A 23,634-nucleotide genomic window follows, 5' to 3' on the forward strand; every position below is an offset into this window, starting at 1 on the left:
GAATCATCATGCCGAGCATAGACGCCCTCGCCGATCGCTTATCGACCTACCTCGGCAACGACCAGGTCAACCTGGTCCGCCGAGCGTATTTCTACGCCGAACAAGCCCATGACGGTCAACGCCGTCGTAGCGGCGAGGCGTACGTCACGCATCCTCTTGCCGTGGCCAATATTCTTGCCGACATGCACATGGACCATCAGAGCCTGATGGCGGCGATGCTGCATGACGTGATCGAAGACACCGGTATCGCCAAAGAAGCGCTGCAAGCGCAGTTCGGTGAAACCGTGGCCGAACTGGTCGACGGGGTCAGCAAACTGACCCAGATGAATTTCGAGACCAAGGCCGAAGCCCAAGCCGAAAACTTCCAGAAAATGGCCATGGCCATGGCACGCGACATTCGCGTGATCCTGGTCAAACTCGCCGACCGCCTGCACAACATGCGCACGCTGGAAGTGCTGTCCGGCGAAAAGCGCCGACGCATCGCCAAGGAAACCCTGGAAATCTACGCGCCCATCGCCAACCGGCTGGGCATGCATGCCATTCGTATCGAATTTGAAGACCTTGGCTTCAAGGCCATGCACCCGATGCGTTCCGCGCGGATCTACCAAGCGGTCAAACGCGCCCGGGGCAACCGCAAGGAAATCGTCAACAAAATCGAAGAATCCCTTGGCCATTGCCTCGCCATCGACGGCATCCAGGGCGAAGTCAGCGGTCGGCAGAAACACCTCTACGGCATCTACAAGAAAATGCGCGGCAAGCGTCGGGCCTTCAACGAGATCATGGACGTCTACGCGTTCCGGATCATCGTCGACAAGGTCGATACCTGCTACCGCGTGCTGGGTGCTGTACATAATTTGTACAAACCGTTGCCAGGGCGCTTCAAGGATTACATCGCGATTCCCAAGGCGAACGGCTATCAGTCGCTGCACACCACGCTGTTCGGCATGCACGGCGTACCGATCGAAATCCAGATCCGCACCCGCGAAATGGAAGAGATGGCCAACAACGGCATCGCCGCCCATTGGCTGTACAAGTCCAGCGGTGACGAACAGCCGAAAGGCACTCACGCCCGCGCCCGCCAGTGGGTCAAAGGCGTGCTGGAGATGCAGCAACGCGCCGGCAACTCGCTGGAATTCATCGAGAGTGTGAAGATCGACCTGTTCCCGGACGAGGTCTACGTGTTCACACCCAAAGGCCGGATCATGGAGCTGCCGAAAGGCTCCACGGCGGTCGACTTTGCCTACGCGGTACACACCGACGTCGGCAACAGCTGCATTGCCTGCCGGATCAACCGTCGACTCGCACCGCTGTCCGAACCGCTGCAAAGCGGCTCCACGGTCGAAATCGTCAGCGCTCCGGGCGCACGACCGAATCCGGCATGGCTTAATTTCGTGGTCACCGGCAAGGCGCGCACGCACATCCGTCATGCGCTGAAACTGCAACGTCGCTCGGAGTCCATCAGCCTCGGCGAACGCTTGCTGAACAAAGTGCTCAACGGTTTCGACAGCGCGCTGGAAAAGATCCCGGCCGAACGCGTCAAAGCCATGCTCACCGAGTACCGCCTCGAACTGATCGAAGACCTGCTCGAAGACATTGGCCTGGGTAACCGCATGGCCTACGTGGTCGCCCGCCGCCTGCTTGGCGAAGGCGAGCAGCTGCCAAGCCCGGAAGGCCCGCTGGCGATTCGCGGTACCGAAGGTCTGGTGCTGAGCTACGCCAAGTGCTGCACGCCGATCCCGGGCGACCCGATTGTCGGGCACCTGTCGGCGGGCAAAGGCATGGTCGTGCACCTGGACAACTGCCGTAACATCAGCGAAATCAGGCACAACCCGGAAAAATGCATCCAGCTCTCGTGGGCCAAGGATGTCACCGGCGAATTCAACGTCGAACTGCGCGTCGAGCTGGAACACCAGCGCGGCCTGATCGCCCTGCTGGCCAGCAGCGTCAACGCAGCCGACGGCAATATCGAGAAAATCAGCATGGACGAGCGCGATGGTCGCATCAGCGTGGTCCAGTTGGTGGTCAGCGTCCACGACCGTGTGCACCTGGCCCGCGTGATCAAGAAGCTGCGCGCCTTGACCGGGGTGATCCGCATCACCCGCATGCGTGCATAACCTGCCTATTACAAGGAGTCATATATGACCAAAACCGTAATCACCAGCGACAAGGCCCCGGCCGCCATCGGTACTTACTCCCAGGCGATCAAGGCAGGCAACACCGTTTACATGTCGGGTCAGATTCCTCTGGACCCAAAAACCATGGAACTGGTTGAAGGCTTCGAAGCCCAGACCGTCCAGGTATTCGAGAACCTCAAAGCCGTGGCTGAAGCCGCTGGCGGTTCGTTCAAGGACATCGTCAAACTGAACATCTTCCTCACCGACCTGAGCCACTTCGCCAAGGTCAACGAGATCATGGGCAAGTACTTCGACCAGCCATATCCGGCTCGCGCCGCCATCGGCGTGGCTGCCCTGCCAAAGGGTTCGCAGGTTGAAATGGATGCCATTCTGGTCATCGAGTGATGCGCACGGCGCGGCCTTCAAACGCCGCGCCGACTGCTCAGCAAGAAAAGGTTTTGAAAGGATTCCACCATGCGCAAAGCGCTAGCTCTCCTGCTGCTCGCCATTTTCCTCGGCGGCTGCGCCAGCAACCCTGCCGACCGTGACATCAGCGGCACCTGGATCAACCAGGTGGCGATCGATGCCGCAGCCAAGGGCGGCCCCCTGCGCGAAGCGCTTCAGGCTTACGGCCCGAACCTTGAGTGGGACGTCAACACCAAGGCCGGTCAGGCCCGCTACACCAACGGCTTTGAGAACGTCGAAGGACGGCTGCTGGGTGAGAAATCCGGCGCCTGGAAAGTCGACTTCTATGGCAGCTCCGCCAGCGAGCTGAAACGCGACGGCGGGCAACTGCAGCAAGCCGCCAGCGAGAACGAACCCGAGCAGGTGTTCGACCGCGCACAGATTCCGGTGCCGGAAGGCGCACCGATTGGCGCCAGTTTCGAGCGCGCGCTGTATTCCGCCTACATGGGCGGCAACTGGACAATCGCCAGCGGTCAGGGCGAAGGCGGCACCGTGCAGTTTCAGGCTGACGGCCAGGTCTCCGGGCTGCCAGGAGCCGACCGTTATGCCTTGTGCCTGGCAGGTGATTGCGCTTCGATGAGCAGCACCAACGACAACATGTGGTTGCAGCTCAACGGTCAGGGCAATGCCTACATCTTTGCGCGCAAGGGCAAGGAACTGGAGATTTTCCAGGCAGTGAACACCGCGCTGGCGGATGAAATGCCGCAATACACGCCGGGCGAGCGTAAGTGGTTGCTGGAGAAGCAGTAATCCGGACCACAATCCGCTGAGATCCCCTGTAGGAGTGAGCCTGCTCGCGATAGCGGTGTAACAGTCAGCATAAGTGTTGAATGTTAGACCGCTATCGCGAGCAGGCTCACTCCTACAGTTGTTTTGGGGTGTCAGGAAGTCAGCACTTACCTTCGAGGATCGCGGCATAGCCCTCGCGGTAACTTGGGTACGCTGGCGTCCAGCCCAACGCTTTCGCCCGGGCATTGCTGCATCGCTTGCTGCCCGTGCGCCGAACGCTGGCGTCTTCCGCCCATTCGGTAACGCCCAGATATTCACGCAACCAGCCCACCACTTCGGCCAACGGTGCCGGTGCATCGTCCACGCCGATGTAGAAATCCTCCAGCTTCACGCCCTGCCGATCCTTCTCCAGCAGAAACGCCAGCAATCCCGCCGCGTCGTCAGCGTGAATCCGGTTGCCATACAGCGGCGGCTCCACCGCGACGCGATAACCGCGACGCACCTGAGTCAGCAGCCATTCGCGACCCGGGCCGTAAATCCCGGTCAGGCGCAGGATGCTCGCAGGGATTCCACTGTTTAGAGCCACCTGCTCTGCTTCGAGCATCAGTCGCCCGGAATAACCCGCAGCGACCGTCGCGGATGCCTCGTCAACCCACTCGCCATCCTGCTGACCGTAGACACTGCTGCTGGATACGAACAGCAGCCGCTCAGGCACTTGCCCGTAATCGTCCAGCCAGCTCAGGACATTCTGCAAACCCTGCACATAAGCCGCGCGATAACCGGCCTCATCGTGATCAGTCGCTGCAGCGCAATACACCAGATAGTCCACGGCACCCACCGGCCAGGTCGCCGGGCAGTCTTCGTTGAACAGGTCGCCGGCAACGCCGATCACCCCAGCAGGCAGCTTCGAAACATCCCGGCGCAGGCCGTGAACTTCCCAACCAGCCGCCAGCAATTGCCTGGCCAGACGACTGCCGACATCACCACAACCGGCAATCAAAACAGAAGGCGCGGACATCAAAAAACTCCTATCGGAAAGACACAGACTAGCGCTGGCAAAGGACGGGCGGCTAGCAATGAAGGAAAAAAAGATACTCTATTACTTTTGTTAACAAGAATTACTTGCAATAATGCACCTCACTTTTGTTCTCGGCCTCACGAGGCCTGGAAGAGCATCAACGTTTTTCTATCTCAGGTCCGGCCAGCATGACACGCAATCAAATCCCCGCTTCGCCAACCAATCGACCTCGCGCCTGGAGCGCGCTGGCGGCTCTGCTGCTCAGCATGATGCTGGCACCGACCGCCGCGTTCGCCGACGCACAAGCGCCAGCAGCCCCGGCCGCGACCGAACAGCACGCACCGGCCGCCAACGCGCCTGCCGCTGCTCCCGCTGCCACTGATCCAGTGCAAGCGGTAGACGCTGCCGACCTACCTGAAGTTCTCGAAGCGGACAACAGCCTGGGCATGGCCCACGACCTGTCGCCGTGGGGCATGTACCAGAACGCCGACATCATCGTGAAAATCGTGATGATCGGTCTGGCCATCGCTTCGATCATCACCTGGACCATCTGGATCGCCAAAGGCTTCGAGCTGATGGGCGCCAAACGTCGTCTGCGTGGCGAAATCGCCGCTCTGAAAAAAGCCACCACCCTTAAAGAAGCCAGCGCCACCGCCGGCAAGGAAGGCACCCTCGCCAACCTGTTGGTGCACGACGCCCTCGAAGAGATGCGCTTGTCGGTCAACAGCCGCGAGAAAGAAGGCATCAAGGAACGCGTGAGCTTCCGTCTCGAGCGTCTGGTAGCGGCCTGCGGTCGCAACATGAGCAGCGGCACCGGCGTCCTCGCCACCATCGGTTCCACCGCGCCGTTCGTCGGCCTGTTCGGTACCGTGTGGGGCATCATGAACTCCTTCATCGGCATCGCCAAAACCCAGACCACCAACCTTGCCGTTGTGGCTCCAGGCATCGCCGAAGCACTGCTGGCCACCGCACTGGGTCTGGTTGCAGCGATCCCAGCCGTTGTGATCTACAACGTTTTTGCCCGTTCCATCGCCGGTTACAAGGCGCAGGTTTCCGACGCGTCGGCAGAAGTTCTGCTGCTGGTCAGCCGTGACCTCGATCACCAGCCTGAGCGCAGCTCGCAGCCGCACATGGTCAAAGTGGGGTAATCGGCCATGGGCCTGCATTTGAAAGAAGGCGCAGACGACGATCTGGCCGAGAACCACGAAATCAACGTCACGCCGTTCATCGACGTGATGCTGGTGCTGTTGATCATCTTCATGGTGGCCGCTCCGTTGGCCACCGTGGACATCAAAGTCGACCTGCCGGCCTCGACCGCCAAACCGGCGCCGCGGCCAGAGAAACCGGTGTTCCTCAGCGTCAAAGCTGACCAGCGCCTGTACATCGGCGACGACGAAGTGAAAGCCGAAACCCTTGGCGCCGTGCTCGACGCCAAGACTCAGGGCAAGAAAGACACCACTATCTTCTTCCAGGCTGATAAAGGCGTGGATTACGGCGACCTGATGAGCGTGATGGACAAGCTACGCTCCGCCGGTTACCTGAAGGTCGGCCTGGTCGGACTTGAGACGGCAGCCAAGAAATGATCACGACGCGCCATAAGCTGACGCGTTACAGCGGTAGCCTGGCCGTGGTGCTGGGCGTGCATGCGCTGGCCATCGCGCTGGCACTGAACTGGACCGCCCGCCCGCCCATCGAATTGCCCCCACAGGCAATGATGGTCGAGCTGGCCCCGGTTCCAGCCCCGCCACCGCCTGCTCCGCCGAAAGTCGTCACACCGCCGCAGCCACCGGCTCCGGTTGAAGAGTTGCCGATTCCGAAGTTGGCCGAAGCACCGAAAGCTGAAATCGCGGTGCAGAAGCCCAAGCCGAAGCCAAAGCCTAAACCGCCGAAGCCGGTCGAGAAGAAGCTGCCTGATCCACCGAAGGAAAAACCTTCCGAGGAGAAACCGGCCGATACACCACCGACCCCGGCACCGACGGAGAAATCCGCTGCACCGGCGCCCGGCCCGTCGCCGGCACAGTTGGCAGCCAAGGCCAGCTGGCAAGGCACTCTGCTTGCGCATTTGGCCAAGTACAAGAAGTACCCGCAAAGTGCACAGGCACGGGGCAAGGAAGGCTTGAACCGCCTGCGTTTTGTAGTCGATGCCGAAGGCAACGTGTTGTCGTTTGAACTGGTGGGCCGCTCAGGCAACGCCGATCTGGACCGGGCCACCCTGGAAATGATCCGCCGCGCACAACCGCTGCCCAAGCCACCGGCCGACATGTTGACCAACGGCTCGATCGAAATTGTTGCGCCGTTTGTTTACTCCCTCGAACGCCGCCGCTAAGCAACACCGCAATACCCTGTGGGAGCGAGCCTGCTCGCGAAGAGGTCGTGTCAGTCAGCACATGCTTGTCTGACCCACCGCTTTCGCGAGCAGGCTCGCTCCCACATGGGTTATGAGTCGACCGTTAAATCGAGAGAAAGGCACCGAAGGTGCCTTTTGCATATCTTGCAACGGCAAACCGACATTGCCCGGTGTCGCATTCCACACTCAGTCTGATAACGTGCGTCTATCGATTGCAGCCGGTATGCTTGGCCCGCATCTTCATGGACGCTTGCTATGACCCTCACAGAATTACGCTACATCGTTACCCTCGCCCAAGAGCAGCATTTCGGCCACGCCGCCGAACGTTGCCACGTCAGCCAGCCGACCCTGTCGGTGGGCGTGAAAAAGCTTGAAGACGAACTCGGTGTGCTGATTTTCGAGCGCAGCAAAAGCGCCGTGCGCCTGACCCCGGTCGGCGAAGGCATCGTCGCCCAGGCGCAGAAAGTCCTCGAGCAAGCGCAAGGCATCCGCGAACTGGCCCAGGCCGGCAAGAACCAGCTGACCGCACCGCTGAAAGTCGGCGCGATCTACACCGTCGGCCCGTACCTGTTCCCGCACCTGATTCCGCAACTGCACCGGGTCGCCCCGCAGATGCCGTTGTACATCGAAGAAAACTTCACCCACGTGCTGCGCGACAAACTGCGCAACGGCGAGCTCGACGCGATCATCATCGCCCTGCCGTTCAACGAAGCCGACGTGCTGACCCTGCCGCTCTACGACGAGCCGTTCTACGTCCTGATGCCGGCGCAGCACCCGTGGACGCAAAAAGAAACCATCGACGCCGGCCTGCTCAACGACAAGAGTCTGCTGCTGCTCGGCGAAGGCCACTGCTTCCGCGACCAAGTGCTGGAAGCCTGCCCGACCCTGACCAAGGGCAACGATGGCGCCAAGCACACCACGGTTGAATCCAGCTCGCTGGAAACCATCCGCCACATGGTCGCGTCCGGTCTGGGCATCTCGATCCTGCCGTTGTCGGCGGTCGACAGCCATCACTACGCCCCGGGCGTGATCGAAGTGCGCCCACTGTCGCCGCCGGTGCCGTTCCGCACCGTGGCCATTGCCTGGCGCGCGAGCTTCCCACGGCCAAAAGCCATCGAGATCCTCGCCGACTCCATTCGCCTGTGTTCGGTGGCCAAGCCAGCGGCACCGGTTACAGCCGGTTAAGCGAGCGTCATGACGGAGCTGTCGCAAGTGTCGGTGACGGCACTCAAGGGTGTCGGCGAAGCCATGGCCGAGAAATTGGCCAAGGTCGGTCTGGAGAATCTTCAGGACGTGCTGTTTCACCTGCCGCTGCGTTATCAGGATCGCACCCGCGTGGTGCCGATCGGAGCTCTGCGGCCGGGGCAGGACGCCGTGGTCGAAGGCACCGTCAGCGGCGCCGATGTGGTCATGGGCCGACGCCGCAGCCTGGTCGTACGCCTGCAGGACGGCACTGGCGGACTCAGCCTGCGCTTCTACCATTTCAGCAACGCACAGAAAGAAGGCCTCAAGCGCGGCACGCGGGTTCGCTGCTACGGCGAAGCCCGGCCCGGTGCGTCCGGCCTGGAAATCTACCACCCGGAATATCGCGCCATTACCGGTGACGAACCGCCGCCCGTGGATGAAACCCTGACCCCGGTCTATCCGCTCACCGAAGGCCTGACCCAAGCACGTCTGCGTCAGTTGTGCATGCAAACGCTGACCATGCTCAAGCCAGACACCCTGCCCGACTGGTTGCCGACCGAGCTGGCGCGCGACTATCAACTGGCGCCGCTGGCCGATGCGATCCGCTACCTGCACAACCCGCCCGCCGATGCCGACGTCGACGAACTCGCCCTCGGTCATCACTGGGCGCAACATCGCCTCGCTTTCGAAGAACTGCTGACCCATCAACTGTCGCAACAGCGTCTGCGCGAAAGCATGCGTTCCCTGCGCGCGCCCGCGATGCCGAAAGCCAAAAAGCTGCCGCCGAAATACCTGGCCAACCTCGGCTTCAACCCGACCGGCGCGCAACAGCGTGTCGGCAACGAAATCGCCTACGACCTCAGCCAGCACGAACCGATGCTGCGGCTGATTCAGGGCGACGTCGGCGCGGGCAAAACCGTGGTCGCCGCCCTTGCGGCACTGCAAGCGCTGGAGGCCGGTTATCAAGTCGCGCTGATGGCGCCAACCGAGATCCTCGCCGAACAGCACTTCATCACCTTCAAGCGCTGGCTCGAACCGCTGGGCATAGACGTCGCTTGGCTGGCCGGCAAGCTCAAGGGCAAGAACCGCGTCGCCGCGCTGGAGCAGATCGCCAGCGGCACGCCGATGGTGGTCGGTACCCACGCGCTGTTCCAGGACGAAGTGCAGTTCAAGAACCTCGCGCTGGTGATCATCGACGAACAGCATCGCTTCGGCGTGCAGCAACGTCTGGCGCTGCGACAGAAAGGCGTCGGTGGGCGCATGTGCCCGCACCAACTGATCATGACTGCCACGCCGATTCCGCGGACGCTGGCGATGAGTGCCTACGCCGACCTCGACACCTCGATCCTCGACGAACTGCCGCCCGGGCGCACCCCGGTCAACACCGTGCTGGTCACCGACACCCGCCGCGTCGAAGTCATCGAACGCGTGCGCGGTGCCTGCGCCGAAGGCCGTCAGGCCTATTGGGTATGCACGCTGATTGAAGAATCCGAAGAGCTGACCTGTCAGGCCGCCGAAACCACGTTTGAAGACCTCACTCTTGCCCTCGGCGAACTGAAAGTCGGGCTGATTCACGGGCGTATGAAGCCCGTCGAGAAGGCCGCCGTCATGGCCGAGTTCAAGGCCGGCAACCTGCAACTGCTGGTCGCCACCACAGTGATCGAAGTTGGCGTCGACGTACCCAACGCCAGCCTGATGATCATCGAAAACCCCGAGCGCCTCGGTCTCGCGCAACTGCACCAATTGCGCGGGCGCGTTGGCCGGGGCAGCGCGGCCAGCCATTGCGTACTGCTCTACCATCCGCCGCTGTCGCAGATCGGGCGCCAGCGTCTGGGCATCATGCGCGAGACCAACGACGGCTTCGTCATCGCCGAAAAAGACCTCGAACTGCGCGGTCCCGGGGAAATGCTCGGCACCCGCCAGACCGGCCTGCTGCAATTCAAGGTCGCCGACCTGATGCGCGACGCCGACCTGCTGCCCGCCGTCCGCGACGCCGCGCAAGCCTTGCTGGAACGCTGGCCAACCCACGTCAGCCCATTACTCGATCGCTGGCTGCGCCACGGGCAGCAATACGGCCAAGTGTGAGCACCGTCGCAGTTTCTGACAGATCGTTCTGATCAAGCTGGTTATACTCCTGCCATTGTTTCAAAAACGGATACAGACCATGACCGAAGCCGCTCTCGCCCCCGAATCCCCGCACGCGCCGTCTGTCATTCGGCTGCTGCTAGGCAAGCTGGGCATCGCCTACGAAGAAGTGCTCGACCATCACGGCCTCAATGCATCGCGCAAGGTACAAGCCGTGTTGCTGGACGACGCCGTCGGCGCGCTGATGGTGCTGTTTCCGCAGAGCCAATTGCTCGACCTCAATCGCCTCGCCGAACTGACGGGCCGGCGCCTCACCGCTGTGTCGACCGAGCGCTTGGAAAAGATGCTCGGCAAACACAGCCTGAGCCTGTTGCCGGGCCTGCCGGCGCTGACCAGTTCGCCATGCCTCTACGAAGAAAGCCTCCTGCGCGAACCGAAGTTGCTGATCAACTCCGGTGAGCCGGGCCTGCTGCTGGAAATCGCCAGCGAAGACTTCAAGACCATGCTGACCAAGGCCAGCGCCGCCAACTTCGGCGAAGCGCTGAGCAGCATCCGTCCGAACCTCGACCGCCCGGACGATGACCGCGAGGAAATCACCCAGGCCGTGCAAGCGTTCACCGCGCGGCGCATTCAGCAACGTCTGGAAGCGACCATCGAGATTCCGCCGCTGGCCGAAACCGCACAAAAAATCATCAAACTGCGCGTCGACCCCAACGCCACCATCGACGACATCACCGGCGTGGTTGAAACCGACCCGGCGCTGGCCGCGCAAGTGGTGAGCTGGGCGGCGTCGCCGTACTACGCCTCGCCGGGCAAGATTCGTTCGGTGGAAGACGCGATCGTCCGCGTGCTCGGCTTCGATCTGGTGATCAACCTTGCGCTGGGCCTGGCCCTCGGCAAGACCCTGAGCCTGCCCAAAGACCACCCGCAACACACCACGCCGTACTGGCAGCAGTCGATCTACACCGCCGCCGTCATCGAAGGCCTGACCCGCGCCATGCCGCGCGCCCAGCGCCCGGAAGCCGGCCTGACGTATCTGGCCGGTCTGCTGCACAACTTCGGTTACCTGCTGCTGGCCCACGTCTTTCCGCCGCACTTCTCGCTGATCTGCCGCCACCTGGAGGTCAACCCGCACCTGTGCCACAGCTACATCGAGCAACACCTGCTCGGTATCAGCCGTGAACAGATCGGCTCGTGGCTGATGCGCTACTGGGACATGCCCGATGAACTGGCCACCGCCCTGCGCTTCCAGCACGACCCAAGCTACGACGGCGCTTATGCTGAATACCCGAACCTCGTTTGCCTGGCTGTGCGCCTGCTGCGCAGCCGTGGGATTGGCTCCGGCCCGGATGAAGACATTCCGGATGCCCTGCTCGAACGCGTTGGTCTGACCCGCGACAAAGCCAACGACGTGGTCAGCAAAGTGCTTGAGGCCGAGGTGTTATTGCGCGAACTGGCCTCGCAGTTCAGCCAGGCCTGAATGCAAAGCGGGCAAGCGACCTCCAGTTGGAGCGACGCTTGCCCGCGATGGGCCAACCTGCGGCTTAAGCCGACTTGTCCAGGTAACGGATCACCCAGCCTTTATCGTACCCAGAGTCGGTGAAATACACTCCGCCCACCACGATGCGCCCATCGTCCATTACCGCCATGCCGTGGGGGTATTCGAAACCCGCGCTTTCATTGAAAACGGTAAATCCTGTACCAAAGAAAGAGGAGTCTGGAGAACCATCCGCCAGAAAGCGTGCGGTGACCGCGCTGAGATTCTCATCAAGCGCGCCAGTGCCACTGTTACCGCAAACGATGACTGAACCGTCCGTACGCGGCACACAATGCAACCATCTGACGCCTTGGGACACAGGTGACGAAATCAGTGGTTGACCATCATTGAACACCCGATTGTAGGAGCCGCTGAGATTGAGCACCGCAATCAAGCCCTGAGAGACGCCCTCCACCGCCGCACCGCCGGCCACAACAATCTTGTCGTCGACGATTGCCGCAACGTCCAGGCTTATCCATTGATCGTGGGGCACGTCCACCGCGCCTTTGATTCCAAAACCTGTGTCAACCTTACCCGTAGCGTCGAAACGAGTAACGAAGGCGCCATGCGCACTCACCGCAAAGTAATTGCCGCAGATCACCACGGCGCCGTCAGCCTGGGTCGCGGCCGCTTGCGCAACGATGTCAGAAGGCGAAATCTCTGCAAGCTCTAAGAACGCAAAGCCCGTGCCGTTGAAGGTCGTATCGGGTGAGCCATTCGGCTCGAACCTCAGAACGATACCTTTTGTCCGGCGGGAAGCATCCTCAACGTTACTGACCACGACGATTTTTTCGTCCATTTGTTGAGCGACCATCCCTGCCGCGCCATTCCCTGCGGCACCGCTGGCAGACGCTTGCACCACCCCGGTATATCCGCCGCCGCCCATCTTCGCGTAGGGAAGATAGAGCACACCTTGTTCCCCGAAAGACGTCTGCAGTTGCCCGTCCTCGCGCTGTCTGACCAGCACCAGGCCCGTCGAGTTATTCGCGCCCTCTTCCGTGTACTGAGCACGAACCAGCCAGCCGCCATCGCTCAGCGGTGTAAACCCGAGGATCCGGCTCATGTAAAAATTTTCTTTCAGCCTGATCTCGACGGAGCCGGAGCCTTCTCCACCGAAAGCTGAGTCGAGAGCACCGTCTTCAAGCAGACGAACGACCTGCGTAGGTGCACCGGGCGTTGAAAGGCGAACGGCAACCAGCAATTTGTTTTGCGGCAGCGCCAGCAGCGCCCTGACGTCATATCCCGAGAATCCGGGGAATGGAAATCTGAGGATGCCACCGTCGCCGAAGGTCGGATCGTTATTCAAGGATGGCGTGCCCGCCACATAGCGCACGAAACGCCCAGGGACGTTGGGAAGATCAGAATGGACGGAGAGTTCGATGCACACCACGATCCGGCTGTCCCCCATGACGGCCAAACCTCGCGCAAAGGCTTCCCCTGCGCTGTCTTCAAACAGCGCATGCCCCGTACCGTTGAAAGCCGTATCCGGTTTTCCATCAGCAAGGAAACGCGCCGTTACCATGGCTGATTCACCCTGACCGACAACAGCGATCGAACCACCCACCTGCGAGGTATGCGTCCACGCCAACCCTTTTAGTAACGGCGAAAACAGCGGCTTGCCACCATTGAACACAAGGTTGGCCGCGCCGCTGGTCGTGAATGCAGCGATCAACCCACCGTCGAGACCACCACGCTGGGCTTGGCCCGCGACGATAATCCTGCCATCGCCTTCACGTACCGAAATCGATTGCAGAAAACTCTCGCCTTCATCATCGGGCATCAACACGGCCACACCGTTGTTGAATTGACTGTCCGGCGCGCCACTGGCGTCCAGACGCGTCAGAAAAACTCCACGACCTCCCGATCCGTCCTGGTATGAACCGCAGACCAGCACCTTGCCATCGGCTTGAATGGCGATGCCGTAGACGTTATTCGATGTGGCGACATCCACAACCACATAGCCCGAACCGTTGAATGATTGATCGAGTGAGCCATCCGCTAGCAGACGAATCACAACACCCGCTGGCAGTGGTGCATCATCAAAAAACACTAAATGGAGCAGGACGATTTTGCCATCCACCTGCCGGGCCGTTGATCGTGATGGGACGCGGGCAGTCTGTAAGGATCCGGTGTTCGGGTGACTTGCCTCACGCGGCACGCTAGCGGGATGGGGGTTGCCGTAATGGGAGATAAACCGCATGCCGTTGGTGCCGAACGCGTCGTTCAGTTCACCGGTATTTTTCAGGCGGACCAGTGCAAGGCCAACGTCATTGGAGGTAGTCGAGGAATATTGAAGGTGTATCAGCCAACCATCATCCTCAAGCGCATCGAGACCGGATACATAGCTGATCCGAGCCCCTTCCAGCGCTATTTCAAAAAAACCTCTGCGCGCCGGACCGAAGGTTTCGTCCAGCGAACCGTCGTCATTCAGCCTCGCAATGGCAACCGGGGCATTCGCTCCCGTTAAAGGTATCGCAACGAGTAATTTTGCATCGGGGAGCGCCAGGACCGCCGCCGCTTCGTCGCCCGCGATACCAGGTATCGGTAAGGTCAGCACGCCATCCTGAGCAAATGTCGGATCGAGAGACCTAGGGATCGAAATACTGTGTGTCTGCGTCATGAGCTTGCTCCATCAAGTCAGTTAAGTCCCTTAATGCCGGAACTGGAACTTGAGTAGAACATCGCGACTGTGCACGAAACACCTGATAGAAATGACAGTCCGGCAGTCTTTGCGAGCCACAATGATGGCCTTACAAGACAAGCGCACCGTTATTCAGTGCGCGTGCATGGGTTTGTTCTAGCCAGCGACTTCCTAAGCTTTAGCCTTCGCCTTTCTTGGTTTCAAATACTTCATCAACCCTTGAAACCACATCACTAGCGCAGGGTTGCCCTTAAGCTGGATCGACTTGTCCTGAATGCCCTGCATAAACGCCAACTGCTTGTTCTTCGCCTGCATCGTCGCAAAGCCATAACCGGCATCTTTAAACGCAATCGCAAACGCCGGCTCTGCGACCACGCCAGACTTGCTGGTGATGCGCTGATCCTTGACCACGAAATGCCGCGCCACTTTCCCGTCCAGCGTCTGTAGCTGAAATACCAGATCCTTGTCACTCAACTGCTGCTGGAACGCAGGATTTGTCCGGCTGGCCTTACCCATCAACAAACCCATCATCCACAGAAGAAAACGAAATTTCATGCGCACAGCCTCAAAAGGAAAATGAACGGCCGGGGCAGTGTAAGGGATTCGGACGATAACGCCAGTATCTGACTCTGTTGGAGGATGATGCAGTCCAATTCCCGCACGATGACCGCCAAGTCACGATTCCGCAGGCAACGTCCTACACCTGTTGAAACACATCCCTGTAGGAGCTGGCGAAGCCTGCGATCTTTTGATCTTCCGGCCCGCGAACCTATGGGAAATTTCCTGCAAAGTGCGGTGCTGTCCATGAACTAGGCGAGTTGGTGCGGTGGGGATAGGCTCTGTGGGTCGCCGCAAAATCGGTGATACGGACGTGCAAGTCCAGACTCGTCATGCATTCAGTTATGGCTATTCGCCGAGTGTTTTCCTATGCTCGCGAACTGTTATGGCGGCTGTGTATGGGAGGCCTTCGGGTCTGCCGGTTCCGAGTCCGGTCTTGCACACCTATACACAGCTGCCACCCTTTCGAAGCAAGCGAAACGGTGTTGGCTCCATAACTCGGAAAATACCTATGATCAAACCAACACCCAATCCCCCAGAATCTCCAGACGTTTCGCCCTACGAAACCCTGGAATCAAAGAAATTCCACGAAGCCGCCGAACGCGCCCTCGACCACCATTTCAAACCAGCCGTCGAACCACATCCCAAACGTGAAAACGGCCTCTTCAAACTCTCCCCCGGCACCGACGCCGAAGCCCTCATGGCCAACGCCTCCGAAGATCTCCTGTCCATCAGCGTCATCGCCTGCGACCTCGCCGACGACCTCCACGGCTCCCGACGCTCGGTTGCACTGGCCCTGAGCAGAATGGCGGACGGCGTGAGATTGATGGTGGAAGGGACGCTCGACCAGATTGAAGTGCGAAGCGTGGCGGCCAAGTCGTAGCGAGATTTGCGGATGAAAAAAGGGGACGTTAAGTCCCCTTTCTGCAACTGTCTGTAAAAACCCAGACGAAAAAAAGCTGCCAATCACGGCAGCTTTTTTGAGAATCCGGAACCTTCAGCCAGCTAGGCGACCGACAGGCTCGAAATCACTGCCATTGGACAGAGCAACATCCAGAAAGCGGCTGCGCTTATCGGAACGCTTGGCCAAAACTTCACGAGCTTCAGCCTGGAGCCGGGCAGCCATCATAGGCTTAGGTTCATGTTTGGACTTTTTCATGGAAACCTCTCGGGTCTCGAAATTTGACTGGATCGCCCTGTCTGGCGGCGCCACCCGCCCCTTTGATTCTTGGGCATGGATAATCAATGGCAATTTTGAAGGTCGAGAGAGTAGCGATATTTGAAAGCTCTTGAATAGCCGCCGGAAACACCCCGACATTGATTATCTGATCGAAGAAAACCGCAGATTCTATCCCTGTCGCTGACTCATCACGCATCGGCGAGACGGGATTGACTACCAATAAAGGGAGGTTAAGTCCCCTTTCTGATCCTCAACAACAACGACTAACGAAAGTCCTCTGCGCTTTTCTGGCGTGTTTCCAACCCCCGGAGCGCTGCGCGGTTTATGTAGGAATGCTCCCCTGCGCCGCAACGCTGCCGGAACACCACCTTGTCGTCCTTGAGCACCGTCAGGAAACTAACGAAAGCCTGGTTAGTGAGATAGGTATAAGCACCGCTTTTAAACTTGATGATGTTCAGGTCCACGCTGCCTTCCGACGCATTCACAACATAGAATTTCCCCTTGGGCGGCAAAGCCGTCTTCGGATAGACCATTTCTATTTTTCCCGGAACACCATATCGGTACTGAACAGAACCGGCCGTGGGTTTGCTGTTCCCTTGCGCACAAATGGAAACCGACTTGCCACCCTGCAACGGGCAACTGAAGTAAATATCTTCATCATCCGAACACAACGTTCCATTCCGCCCGCCCTGCAATGTCGCTGTTTCTTGCGAAACGCGTTCAGGTATTTGAGTGACGTCGGCGCAATTGGACAAACAAACCAGCTTTGAAAGATCCGGAACATCGCTTTCAGTGAACAGATACGTCGCTGAACCATCACGGTTGCGGGCGTGATAAACGGGAACACTGACGGCCAGCCCTTTGGCCGACACCGGCACCTTGGTATCCCCGCCCGAGACGACCCAGCCTTCGGCCTCCCCACACAACTCCTCCAAAGCGACTTCATTGAACGGATCTTTCGTGGGCACGGCGAACGGCTTGGTATCACCTCGGCAGTCGTAGCCATGCCAATAGGGCCCGGTGTTCATATCAATGTCGATCGAGAAAACATAAGCGCCGTCGAGCACCACTTTTCCGCTGTCGTAGGTGAATACCAGCCAGCGACGCGACTTCGCCTGTGAGGAGTTTTCCTCCTCCAGGATGTAGCGCTCGCCATCTCGATACAGCCAGAAAACACTCATCGCTCCGGCCGATACCGGCCTTTCGGAGAGACGTTGCCCGGATTTAGCGTCCACCAGGAAATCGTCTTTCAGCGCCAGCGCACAGTCGCTGTCGGCGGCCATGCAAGACTCGAGTGACGGGAACATCGGCCCTGCCCCCACAGAGAAAGAACACAGCAATAACGCGATCAAGCCTAATCTTTTCAACTTGCCACCTGTTTCAAAGCGAGTAATCCATCACTTCTTCAAGCCACCAGCATTGCCCACGAACAAACCGATACTCGAATACATAATCGGTGTCCGGTTTCTGCAGGATGGCGACGGCGTGAGCATCCTGCTCTTCCTTGACGGTCAACGTCAGGCCCTGGGCCTCTCGCTTCGCCAGATCCGGGATTATTGGGAACTTGAGCTGATCACCGCTGAGGCTGTTTTTTTGCATCTCGGGCTCGGGGTCGCCGGCCACGGTCGTGACCATTTTCAGCGGCTGTAGGACGAAGGCTTTCTGCAACTCCGCGCGTTCAGAGAAGGCTGAGAGGAATGTTGAAAAGTCGGGCGAGGGACACACTTCAGCGTCGATCTTTAACGCTTTCTGGCGGATCTCCTGTTGCAGTTTCGAATCGGCAATGATTTTTGCATCAAGGCCTGCCAGACGCTTTTTGATACTCGTTGCATCCTTGTAGGCACACACAACATCTACGCTGTTTTCAAGGTCTCGGCCGTCTCGGCAATCCTGCAATTCGGGGTCTGGTGGATCACCGCGAAAAAACCGCAACGACAACTGTTCGCCCTGCTTGATGAGTGGCAATTCCAGCGTCCAATAGGTGTAGCCTTCGAAACCATCGTTTGACTCTTTTTGCCTCATGAGCACGTAAAGGGACTTCCCCGCTCGCTCAGGGAATTTGCGTTCGAAAAAAAACACCGATGCGACTTCATCACCCACGAGCGGCGCCACAAACGAGAGCTCTGGCCTCGTGGCACTCATTGTCGTGTAGAAAACCTCCCCACCGGGAACGTAGGCACCTGTCGTCTGACCTTTGAGTGTGTTCTTCAAGAACAACACGGTGATCTTCTGCCCGCCCACCGTTGCCACCACCGGCGGATGCATTTGCTTGATGGTTTGCAGGTCATCCGCCGTTGCCGTTTGCGCGGTAAAACCGATGATCGATGCGAGCAAGCACACACAACTTGAAAACCTGTTCACTTCCATTACTTCCTTGTCGATCGACGAATTGATCAATCTTCAATAACTAGCGCGAGGGCATCACGATGACTCAGGTTCGCCACATTTCAGCGCTTTTATTTGCTCGTTCTTGATCGGAATCACACAGGCGCGACGCTTCTCACCGGGCGCGCGAAGCTCCGTAGTGCTTAACGTCAGGTGCAGACCGTCATCTGTAAATACAGGGGCCTCGAATCCAGCATCGGCGTAACCGGACTGGAATGACTTGCCGTCAAAACTGCAGAACCGCGTCAATGACAACACTCGCCATCCACCGTCAGGCGCGAGAATTTGGACCGTCAAGCATGGGTTGTCGAACGAGTAGAGATAGCGCGCGACTACATCCTGGTAACGCTTCGCGCCGGATCTGGACACCTTATTCATATCAACCACATCACCCGAGTCATCTGCCACGATCCTGTCCAGATATGCAGCGCGTTCCAGGCTCATTCTGATGATGCAGCTATCGACGGTTGTAGAGTGAAGCGCCGTATCAGGGTCGATATCCGTGGCTTCGAGCGGGCATGTGGTATCGCGCAACTTGATCCACGCACGCTGTGACTCTCTGGCGATGGCCATGAAAGCCTTGCCCTGTTCAGGGTCGCGTTTTTGCTGAACCTCAAACCTTGCCATCAGCTTTTTGTAGCTGGCATTGAGGTTGGCGTCGGCCCGCTTAAGTTCGGCCGCCACGCATTGATTAAATTCCAAGCTAGAGGTAATGACTTCGCATTCGTCCTCGGCGTGCGCATATAACGCGCATAGCATCCCAAGAGGTAACGCGATAAAGCGGACAATCCTGTTCAATTTTTCATTCCTTGATGTGCAGTTCGCTCAATGACTCGTTGCGGAACTTTCTGCGCCTTGCCGTCGGCGCTCATCGCGTCGCGGTACTGACTGTAATAGCGTTGCGCTTCGTCTGTACGATCGAGGCGCCAGAGTGAATCGGCGATGTTCAACATCAGCACCGTGCGTTTACCAACGGCCTCAACGCCGCGATAAAACTTCAGCGCCAACTCATCTCTACCGCCCTCGGCCAAATAGAAGGCCAAGTCGTTAAAAGCTTGAACATTGCGCGCTGGTGGGTGACAAGCCATATAGGACTCTGGACTTATAGTGCGAAGATTGAATGCGAGTTCTTCCACGCGAGATTGCGGCATCTCAATATTTGAGACCTGCTTCAATAAGTCCTTTGGAGACGGCGTCTGCATTACGAGATCAGGCGCATCCTCTTCCCCGGAAGTCCACCGATTGCCCTCCCACTTGCCGTAGCAAAACCTGGCTGCGTGCTGACTGAGCACGCAACCGGTCTCCATTGAAATGACCCCGCAACCAGTTTCCTCTGTCGGGATTTCTTCACCCTCCTGGCCAATGACAACGCCATACAGAGTCTGAAGGAGGAGCAATGTTTTCTTGTCGGGACTTAACCAAGCCTCATGCGTTTCAGTACCCACCGCGGGTACATAGAGGGGAAACGTTTTTCCATTGGCGGTAAACGAGGCAACCGCCGCCTCCGCAGCAGGCCTGCCCCATGTCTTGTCCTTCAGCGTCACTAAGTGCCCGCCAACCCCCACGATCTGAATATTTTCAGACAAGGCATTGGCTGAAGCTGACAGGCTCATGACAATCATCAACCACTTAAGACCGCCCGCGAGAAGACGGTTCATCCACTCACTCCTCATCCATCGGCGACGATTCCACGTCGGTCATGCTCAGCAGCCGGAATTCGTTGCTCACAAACTCGTAGTAACGATCCCGGTTGCCGCTCTCCAAAGCATTCCCCTGCGCATCTTCTTCGCCGTCGAGCGTGATGCCGGACACCATGATCATGCGGCTCTCGGGATGGTAAACCATGCCGAACGTACTGCCGTCATAAGCATTGGGCAGCCCGCCAACGACTTCCCCAGTTTGAGCGTCCAGCACTTCGCCGCAAATGGCGCTGCCGCCACAACCGAGACTGTGCAGGATGTAATGGCCGGCGAAGTTGACCTTGCCTTTCAGGGCTTGCACCCTTGCCTGATCCATCATTGGGCTGCTGTTTTCTTGCGGCACCAGCTTATGGTTGGGGCCGGTGAAAACTGGCGTGACGGTGTAATCCTTGAAGGTTGGATCGGCAGCGAATGCCATGGACGCGGCAGCCAATATCAAGCTGCCGAGAAGAACCGAAAATCCTTTCACGCTGTAGCTCCATCGACGCAAGTCATTGTGGGTGTGTTCATTCGAAGGCAATGCCGCGCACCGCTTTCTTGATTTGCTCGAACCCTTCGTTGCTGATCGCCAATGGGGTGGATGAACCCGATTCCGCCGAGCCGATCAGCACGTCTTTGCCCCTCAGCAGGCAAAAAGCGATGCGGGTAATGTGCCGTCGTGACTTGTCGTGGAAACCGAAGATGAAACCCGAAGAGTTCTCCCCACCCCATTGTTCGAAGGTGTAGGTGTTCGCACGACCCGCCAGAGAGTTTGGTACCCAGCCCTGATCGGTACGAGTCGCCGGACACCTGCGATCGTTGTCGTCACGCAGGACTTGCACCGCAAACGCATCGTCTACCGGGGGTTTCCAGTCGGTGAGAAGCGAAAAGTACTCCGAGTTTTCACACATCAAACCAAACCACGGCTGGCTCAGGTCACCGTGTTTCTCGAAGTGCCAGTCGGCACCACTCAACGTCTGCGCTTGCCACAAGCTGGGGGCGCTGGACGGTTTGGGCAGTTGTTTGGCTGCGATAAATACCGAATAGAAATCGTCGAACTTCAGCCATTGGTTCTGCAGCAGCGGCATGGAGAACCGACACGGACCCATGTCTACAACTGCCTCGGTCGGGCCTTGCGCAACCGGCGACTGGCCGGGTTCGTTACCGACCAATACAGGACCTGCGGCAGTCACATAATCCACCTGTAAAAACGCGAACAGACCAAAGATCAATTCGCGGAGGCATCGTAGTTTCACTTCGCATCCTTCGAATTGATCAATTCCAAATCCCCATCCCGATACAACACCTCACACCCCACCCACGCCGGATCAACCTGCGGCATCACCGCCGACGGCTTGCGCAATTCCCGCAGCAACGTCGAGCCATGCGACAACCGCCCACCCATTCGCGCAATCACCGCCCGCGCCGCTTGATAGTGCGCATGCCGCCCCGGATCAAGGGTGTCTTCGAGCAGGATGTCGGCGCCGAGGATGCCTTGCACCTGCCCCGGATAAATCATGAACCCGGTGGCCTGCTCCGCACCTTCGCGACCGTCCTGCCAAAAGCTGCCATCGCGGGTGCGCACATCGGGGTGCAGTGCAAACCAGTACTCGCGATCCGCCAGCGGCATGGCGTGATGCAGACGGAAGAAGATGCGCATGAGGTTGTCGCGGTACCACTCGCGCACTTGCAGGTAGTAACCGCGCAGGCCCGGTAGGCCGGTCGAATGCGCTAGGCGGATCAGCCCTGACCATTGCGGGAATGCTTGTAACGGCAGCTCAGTCGCCATAGGTCGAGGCGTAGCGGGATCGGTTTCCCACGGCAATCGATGCGGGCTGTTTTCAAGGTTGTCGTAAGCGGTCGGCGGGCGACCCAGCCAATCACCGCCACTGCTGGCCAGCGCCGTGGCAATGCACAGATTGCCTTGCACCACGAACACGTAAAACCGGGTGAACCAGTCCGCCAATTGCTGACCATCGGCAGCTTGGGCGACGAGTTCGGCCAGCTCCCGATCAAAGCGCTGCAAACCATTTTCAAGGTTCAGCAAATGGCTGCGGGCCCTGCATTGCATACGCAAAAACAGCGGCAACGAACGCAGCATCTTCAGCGGTTGCCACGGCAGATGCGGCGTCGCACCACCAACTTCACCGGCGTAGTTGCTGGCGCTGATGCCCCAGTCGGCCAGCCGGGCGAGAAACAGATCATTGTTGATATAGGACGCGCCGCCGAACACTGCGGTGAACGGCTCGTTGTCCTGCAACACCCGCGCATCCCAACGCGCCATGATCGCAGGGATACTCGCTGCCGCGCGGCGCTGGGCGTATTCCACCAGCACGCTCGGTTGCGGCGGCAGGATCTCGGCGATGTTGGCGGCGGTCAGGTGGCGGCGCCAGCCGTAGTCGCTGATCGGCCGGTATTGCAGCAGCCACAGTTGCGCACCGTCCCAGGCCCATTCGACGTCGCCGGGCACGTAGTGGAACACGCGCAGCACGTCTTGCAGAAAGCGCCAGAGCAGGTCTTCGGTCAAACCGTGGGACGGCGTGAACATGCCGCTGCGCCAGGCATCGCCGAGCCGCGAAAGCGTTGCCCGCGATGGGCTGACGTGACCGTCGGCGAGCGATTCGAGATGGCCTTCAACCCATTCCAGTTCTACCGAGAGATGTCGCACGAACGCGATCCCGGAAACGACCGGGGTGATGAAGCGTTGCACCACCACTTCCTCGACGCCTTCGGCCGTGAGTTCGGCGATGCGTTTCGGCACATTGGCGGTCGGTTCGCGCAGATAGGTGGTGCTCAAACCGGCATTCGCCGAGTCGGCCTGATCTTCACCGTAACTGGAGGAGCGCACCGCCCAGGTCACATCAGGTTGGGCGGCGAGAAATGCCGGCAGACGCGGATCGGTGTAATCGTTGAGGGTCAGCGCTGCCGGTACCGTTTGCCGCGCCAGTTCAGCCAGACGCAAACGCCCGCCCTTGGTGTGCGCAACAAACCCGCGCTCGCCCGACTCCAGCCACTGCGCGAACTGCGCGGGCGAGTCGATCCACGGGTAATGACCCCAACCGGGTTTCAGGCTGATGGTCAGATCAGCGCGGGCGAGAATCGCCGACCACGCTGCCGCTTGCTCGATGCCGAGTACAGCGTCCTGATCGCCCCAAACCAGCTCGACCGGATCGGTGATCCACTCCAGCAGTGGCAACGCGGTATCGGCGCGAATCAGATCCCAATGCGGTACAAACGCACGGCAGCGCGCATAGCCGGCGCCCATGCGCTGGTACTGCGCGGGCGTCCAGGTCTGGTTGGAGAACTTGCGGGCGAACAACTTGGGCTTGTTCGACAGCAGCCAGTGGATGGTCTTGCGGATCGGCAGCGGTGACATCAGCGCCGGCAATCGACGCTGCCACAAAAATGCCCCAACCGGCGCCAACAGAACACTGCGCGAAAAGTGCCCGGGCCGACGTTGCAACGCGTGCAGCACCAGCAACGCATTGACCCCGACCGCCATGATCGCGCTGCCCTGCTGTGTCATCGCCAGCAAGGTCTGCGCGTAGTCCGCCAGATCCTCGCAAGGCGGCTGCGGGTTGGCGCCAAAGCCCGGCAACTCCATCGGCACGACTTCGTAACGCTGGAAGTGCGGCAGCGCGTCGTCCCACCAATCAGCGGCGCTGCCGTTGCCGGCCAGTAGGTACATCAACGGCTTGCTCATGAGCGATC

The 23,634-nt window shown here is 59.3% G+C and carries 21 protein-coding genes; 10 read left to right on the forward strand and 11 right to left on the reverse strand.

Features of this window, described 5'->3' with window-relative positions:
• The first annotated feature begins 8 nt into the window (after window positions 1–8).
• The 3 genes from spoT to AB4O01_RS19545 all read left to right on the forward strand — a co-directional run bounded on the left by spoT (window position 9) and on the right by AB4O01_RS19545 (window position 3,329).
• Window positions 9–2,114: a bifunctional GTP diphosphokinase/guanosine-3',5'-bis pyrophosphate 3'-pyrophosphohydrolase gene (gene spoT, locus AB4O01_RS19535; RefSeq protein ID WP_064589822.1), complete on the forward strand. Its 2,106-nt coding sequence runs from the start codon at window positions 9–11 to the stop codon at window positions 2,112–2,114.
• A 24-nt stretch (window positions 2,115–2,138) separates the two neighbouring features.
• A complete protein-coding gene (locus AB4O01_RS19540) occupies window positions 2,139–2,519 on the forward strand; it encodes a RidA family protein (RefSeq protein WP_003229509.1) in 381 nt (126 codons plus the stop codon).
• 69 nt (window positions 2,520–2,588) lie between these two features.
• Entirely contained in the window at window positions 2,589–3,329 is a 741-nt protein-coding gene (locus AB4O01_RS19545; protein WP_460089267.1) for a hypothetical protein, read from the forward strand.
• 139 nt (window positions 3,330–3,468) lie between these two features.
• Here the strand turns inward: AB4O01_RS19545 and AB4O01_RS19550 are convergent, their stop codons facing one another.
• Window positions 3,469–4,326, reverse strand: coding sequence for an SDR family oxidoreductase (locus AB4O01_RS19550; protein ID WP_320336150.1), 858 nt, complete (start codon window positions 4,324–4,326; stop codon window positions 3,469–3,471).
• Between the two features lie 188 nt (window positions 4,327–4,514).
• Here AB4O01_RS19550 and exbB point away from each other — a divergent pair, with 188 nt between their 5' ends.
• The 6 genes from exbB to AB4O01_RS19580 all read left to right on the forward strand — a co-directional run bounded on the left by exbB (window position 4,515) and on the right by AB4O01_RS19580 (window position 11,423).
• Window positions 4,515–5,474, forward strand: coding sequence for a tonB-system energizer ExbB (exbB, locus tag AB4O01_RS19555; RefSeq protein ID WP_460089269.1), 960 nt, complete (start codon window positions 4,515–4,517; stop codon window positions 5,472–5,474).
• Between the two features lie 6 nt (window positions 5,475–5,480).
• Entirely contained in the window at window positions 5,481–5,909 is a 429-nt protein-coding gene (exbD, locus tag AB4O01_RS19560) for a TonB system transport protein ExbD (RefSeq protein ID WP_007920333.1), read from the forward strand.
• Window positions 5,906–6,652 carry an energy transducer TonB family protein gene (locus tag AB4O01_RS19565; protein ID WP_093429658.1) on the forward strand — a complete coding sequence of 249 codons (747 nt, stop codon included), beginning with the start codon at window positions 5,906–5,908 and terminating at the stop codon, window positions 6,650–6,652. Before exbD ends, AB4O01_RS19565 begins: the two co-directional genes overlap by 4 nt.
• A 276-nt stretch (window positions 6,653–6,928) precedes the next feature.
• Window positions 6,929–7,858, forward strand: a complete 930-nt coding sequence (locus AB4O01_RS19570) for a hydrogen peroxide-inducible genes activator (RefSeq protein ID WP_007920331.1) — start codon at window positions 6,929–6,931, stop codon at window positions 7,856–7,858.
• 9 nt (window positions 7,859–7,867) lie between these two features.
• Entirely contained in the window at window positions 7,868–9,943 is a 2,076-nt protein-coding gene (recG, locus tag AB4O01_RS19575) for an ATP-dependent DNA helicase RecG (protein WP_257356604.1), read from the forward strand.
• Between the two features lie 79 nt (window positions 9,944–10,022).
• Window positions 10,023–11,423: an aminoacyl-tRNA deacylase and HDOD domain-containing protein gene (locus tag AB4O01_RS19580; protein WP_016985804.1), complete on the forward strand. Its 1,401-nt coding sequence runs from the start codon at window positions 10,023–10,025 to the stop codon at window positions 11,421–11,423.
• A gap of 64 nt (window positions 11,424–11,487) precedes the next feature.
• Here the strand turns inward: AB4O01_RS19580 and AB4O01_RS19585 are convergent, their stop codons facing one another.
• Together AB4O01_RS19585 and AB4O01_RS19590 are read right to left on the reverse strand one after the other, a co-directional pair.
• Window positions 11,488–14,100: a hypothetical protein gene (locus tag AB4O01_RS19585; protein WP_460089272.1), complete on the reverse strand. Its 2,613-nt coding sequence runs from the start codon at window positions 14,098–14,100 to the stop codon at window positions 11,488–11,490.
• Window positions 14,101–14,292: 192 nt separating this feature from the next.
• The gene (locus AB4O01_RS19590) at window positions 14,293–14,676 is read right to left on the reverse strand and encodes a helicase (protein ID WP_460089274.1); all 384 of its coding nucleotides are present in this window, start codon (window positions 14,674–14,676) and stop codon (window positions 14,293–14,295) included.
• Window positions 14,677–15,190: 514 nt separating this feature from the next.
• Between AB4O01_RS19590 and AB4O01_RS19595 the strand changes: the two genes are divergently transcribed.
• Complete coding sequence (locus AB4O01_RS19595) at window positions 15,191–15,562, forward strand: DUF6124 family protein (RefSeq protein ID WP_460089275.1); 372 nt, start codon at window positions 15,191–15,193, stop codon at window positions 15,560–15,562.
• Between the two features lie 114 nt (window positions 15,563–15,676).
• Here the strand turns inward: AB4O01_RS19595 and AB4O01_RS19600 are convergent, their stop codons facing one another.
• The 8 genes from AB4O01_RS19600 to AB4O01_RS19635 all read right to left on the reverse strand — a co-directional run bounded on the left by AB4O01_RS19600 (window position 15,677) and on the right by AB4O01_RS19635 (window position 23,626).
• Complete coding sequence (locus tag AB4O01_RS19600; RefSeq protein WP_176470057.1) at window positions 15,677–15,838, reverse strand: hypothetical protein; 162 nt, start codon at window positions 15,836–15,838, stop codon at window positions 15,677–15,679.
• Window positions 15,839–16,122: 284 nt separating this feature from the next.
• Window positions 16,123–17,142 (reverse strand): hypothetical protein, encoded by a 1,020-nt coding sequence (locus AB4O01_RS19605; protein WP_460089277.1) that lies wholly within the window; start codon window positions 17,140–17,142, stop codon window positions 16,123–16,125.
• Window positions 17,143–17,239: 97 nt separating this feature from the next.
• Window positions 17,240–18,226, reverse strand: a complete 987-nt coding sequence (locus AB4O01_RS19610; RefSeq protein ID WP_460092288.1) for a hypothetical protein — start codon at window positions 18,224–18,226, stop codon at window positions 17,240–17,242.
• Window positions 18,227–18,280: 54 nt separating this feature from the next.
• Window positions 18,281–19,042 (reverse strand): lysozyme inhibitor LprI family protein, encoded by a 762-nt coding sequence (locus AB4O01_RS19615; protein ID WP_238156312.1) that lies wholly within the window; start codon window positions 19,040–19,042, stop codon window positions 18,281–18,283.
• Complete coding sequence (locus tag AB4O01_RS19620) at window positions 19,039–19,902, reverse strand: tetratricopeptide repeat protein (RefSeq protein ID WP_460089279.1); 864 nt, start codon at window positions 19,900–19,902, stop codon at window positions 19,039–19,041. Before AB4O01_RS19620 ends, AB4O01_RS19615 begins: the two co-directional genes overlap by 4 nt.
• A 4-nt stretch (window positions 19,903–19,906) precedes the next feature.
• A complete protein-coding gene (locus AB4O01_RS19625) occupies window positions 19,907–20,362 on the reverse strand; it encodes a hypothetical protein (RefSeq protein ID WP_460092289.1) in 456 nt (151 codons plus the stop codon).
• Between the two features lie 88 nt (window positions 20,363–20,450).
• Window positions 20,451–21,179 carry a hypothetical protein gene (locus AB4O01_RS19630; RefSeq protein ID WP_460089280.1) on the reverse strand — a complete coding sequence of 243 codons (729 nt, stop codon included), beginning with the start codon at window positions 21,177–21,179 and terminating at the stop codon, window positions 20,451–20,453.
• A complete protein-coding gene (locus tag AB4O01_RS19635; protein WP_460089282.1) occupies window positions 21,176–23,626 on the reverse strand; it encodes an alpha/beta hydrolase in 2,451 nt (816 codons plus the stop codon). Before AB4O01_RS19635 ends, AB4O01_RS19630 begins: the two co-directional genes overlap by 4 nt.
• Between the last annotated feature and the right edge of the window lie 8 nt (window positions 23,627–23,634).

It is taken from the genome of Pseudomonas sp. S2_E02 (assembly GCF_054668355.1).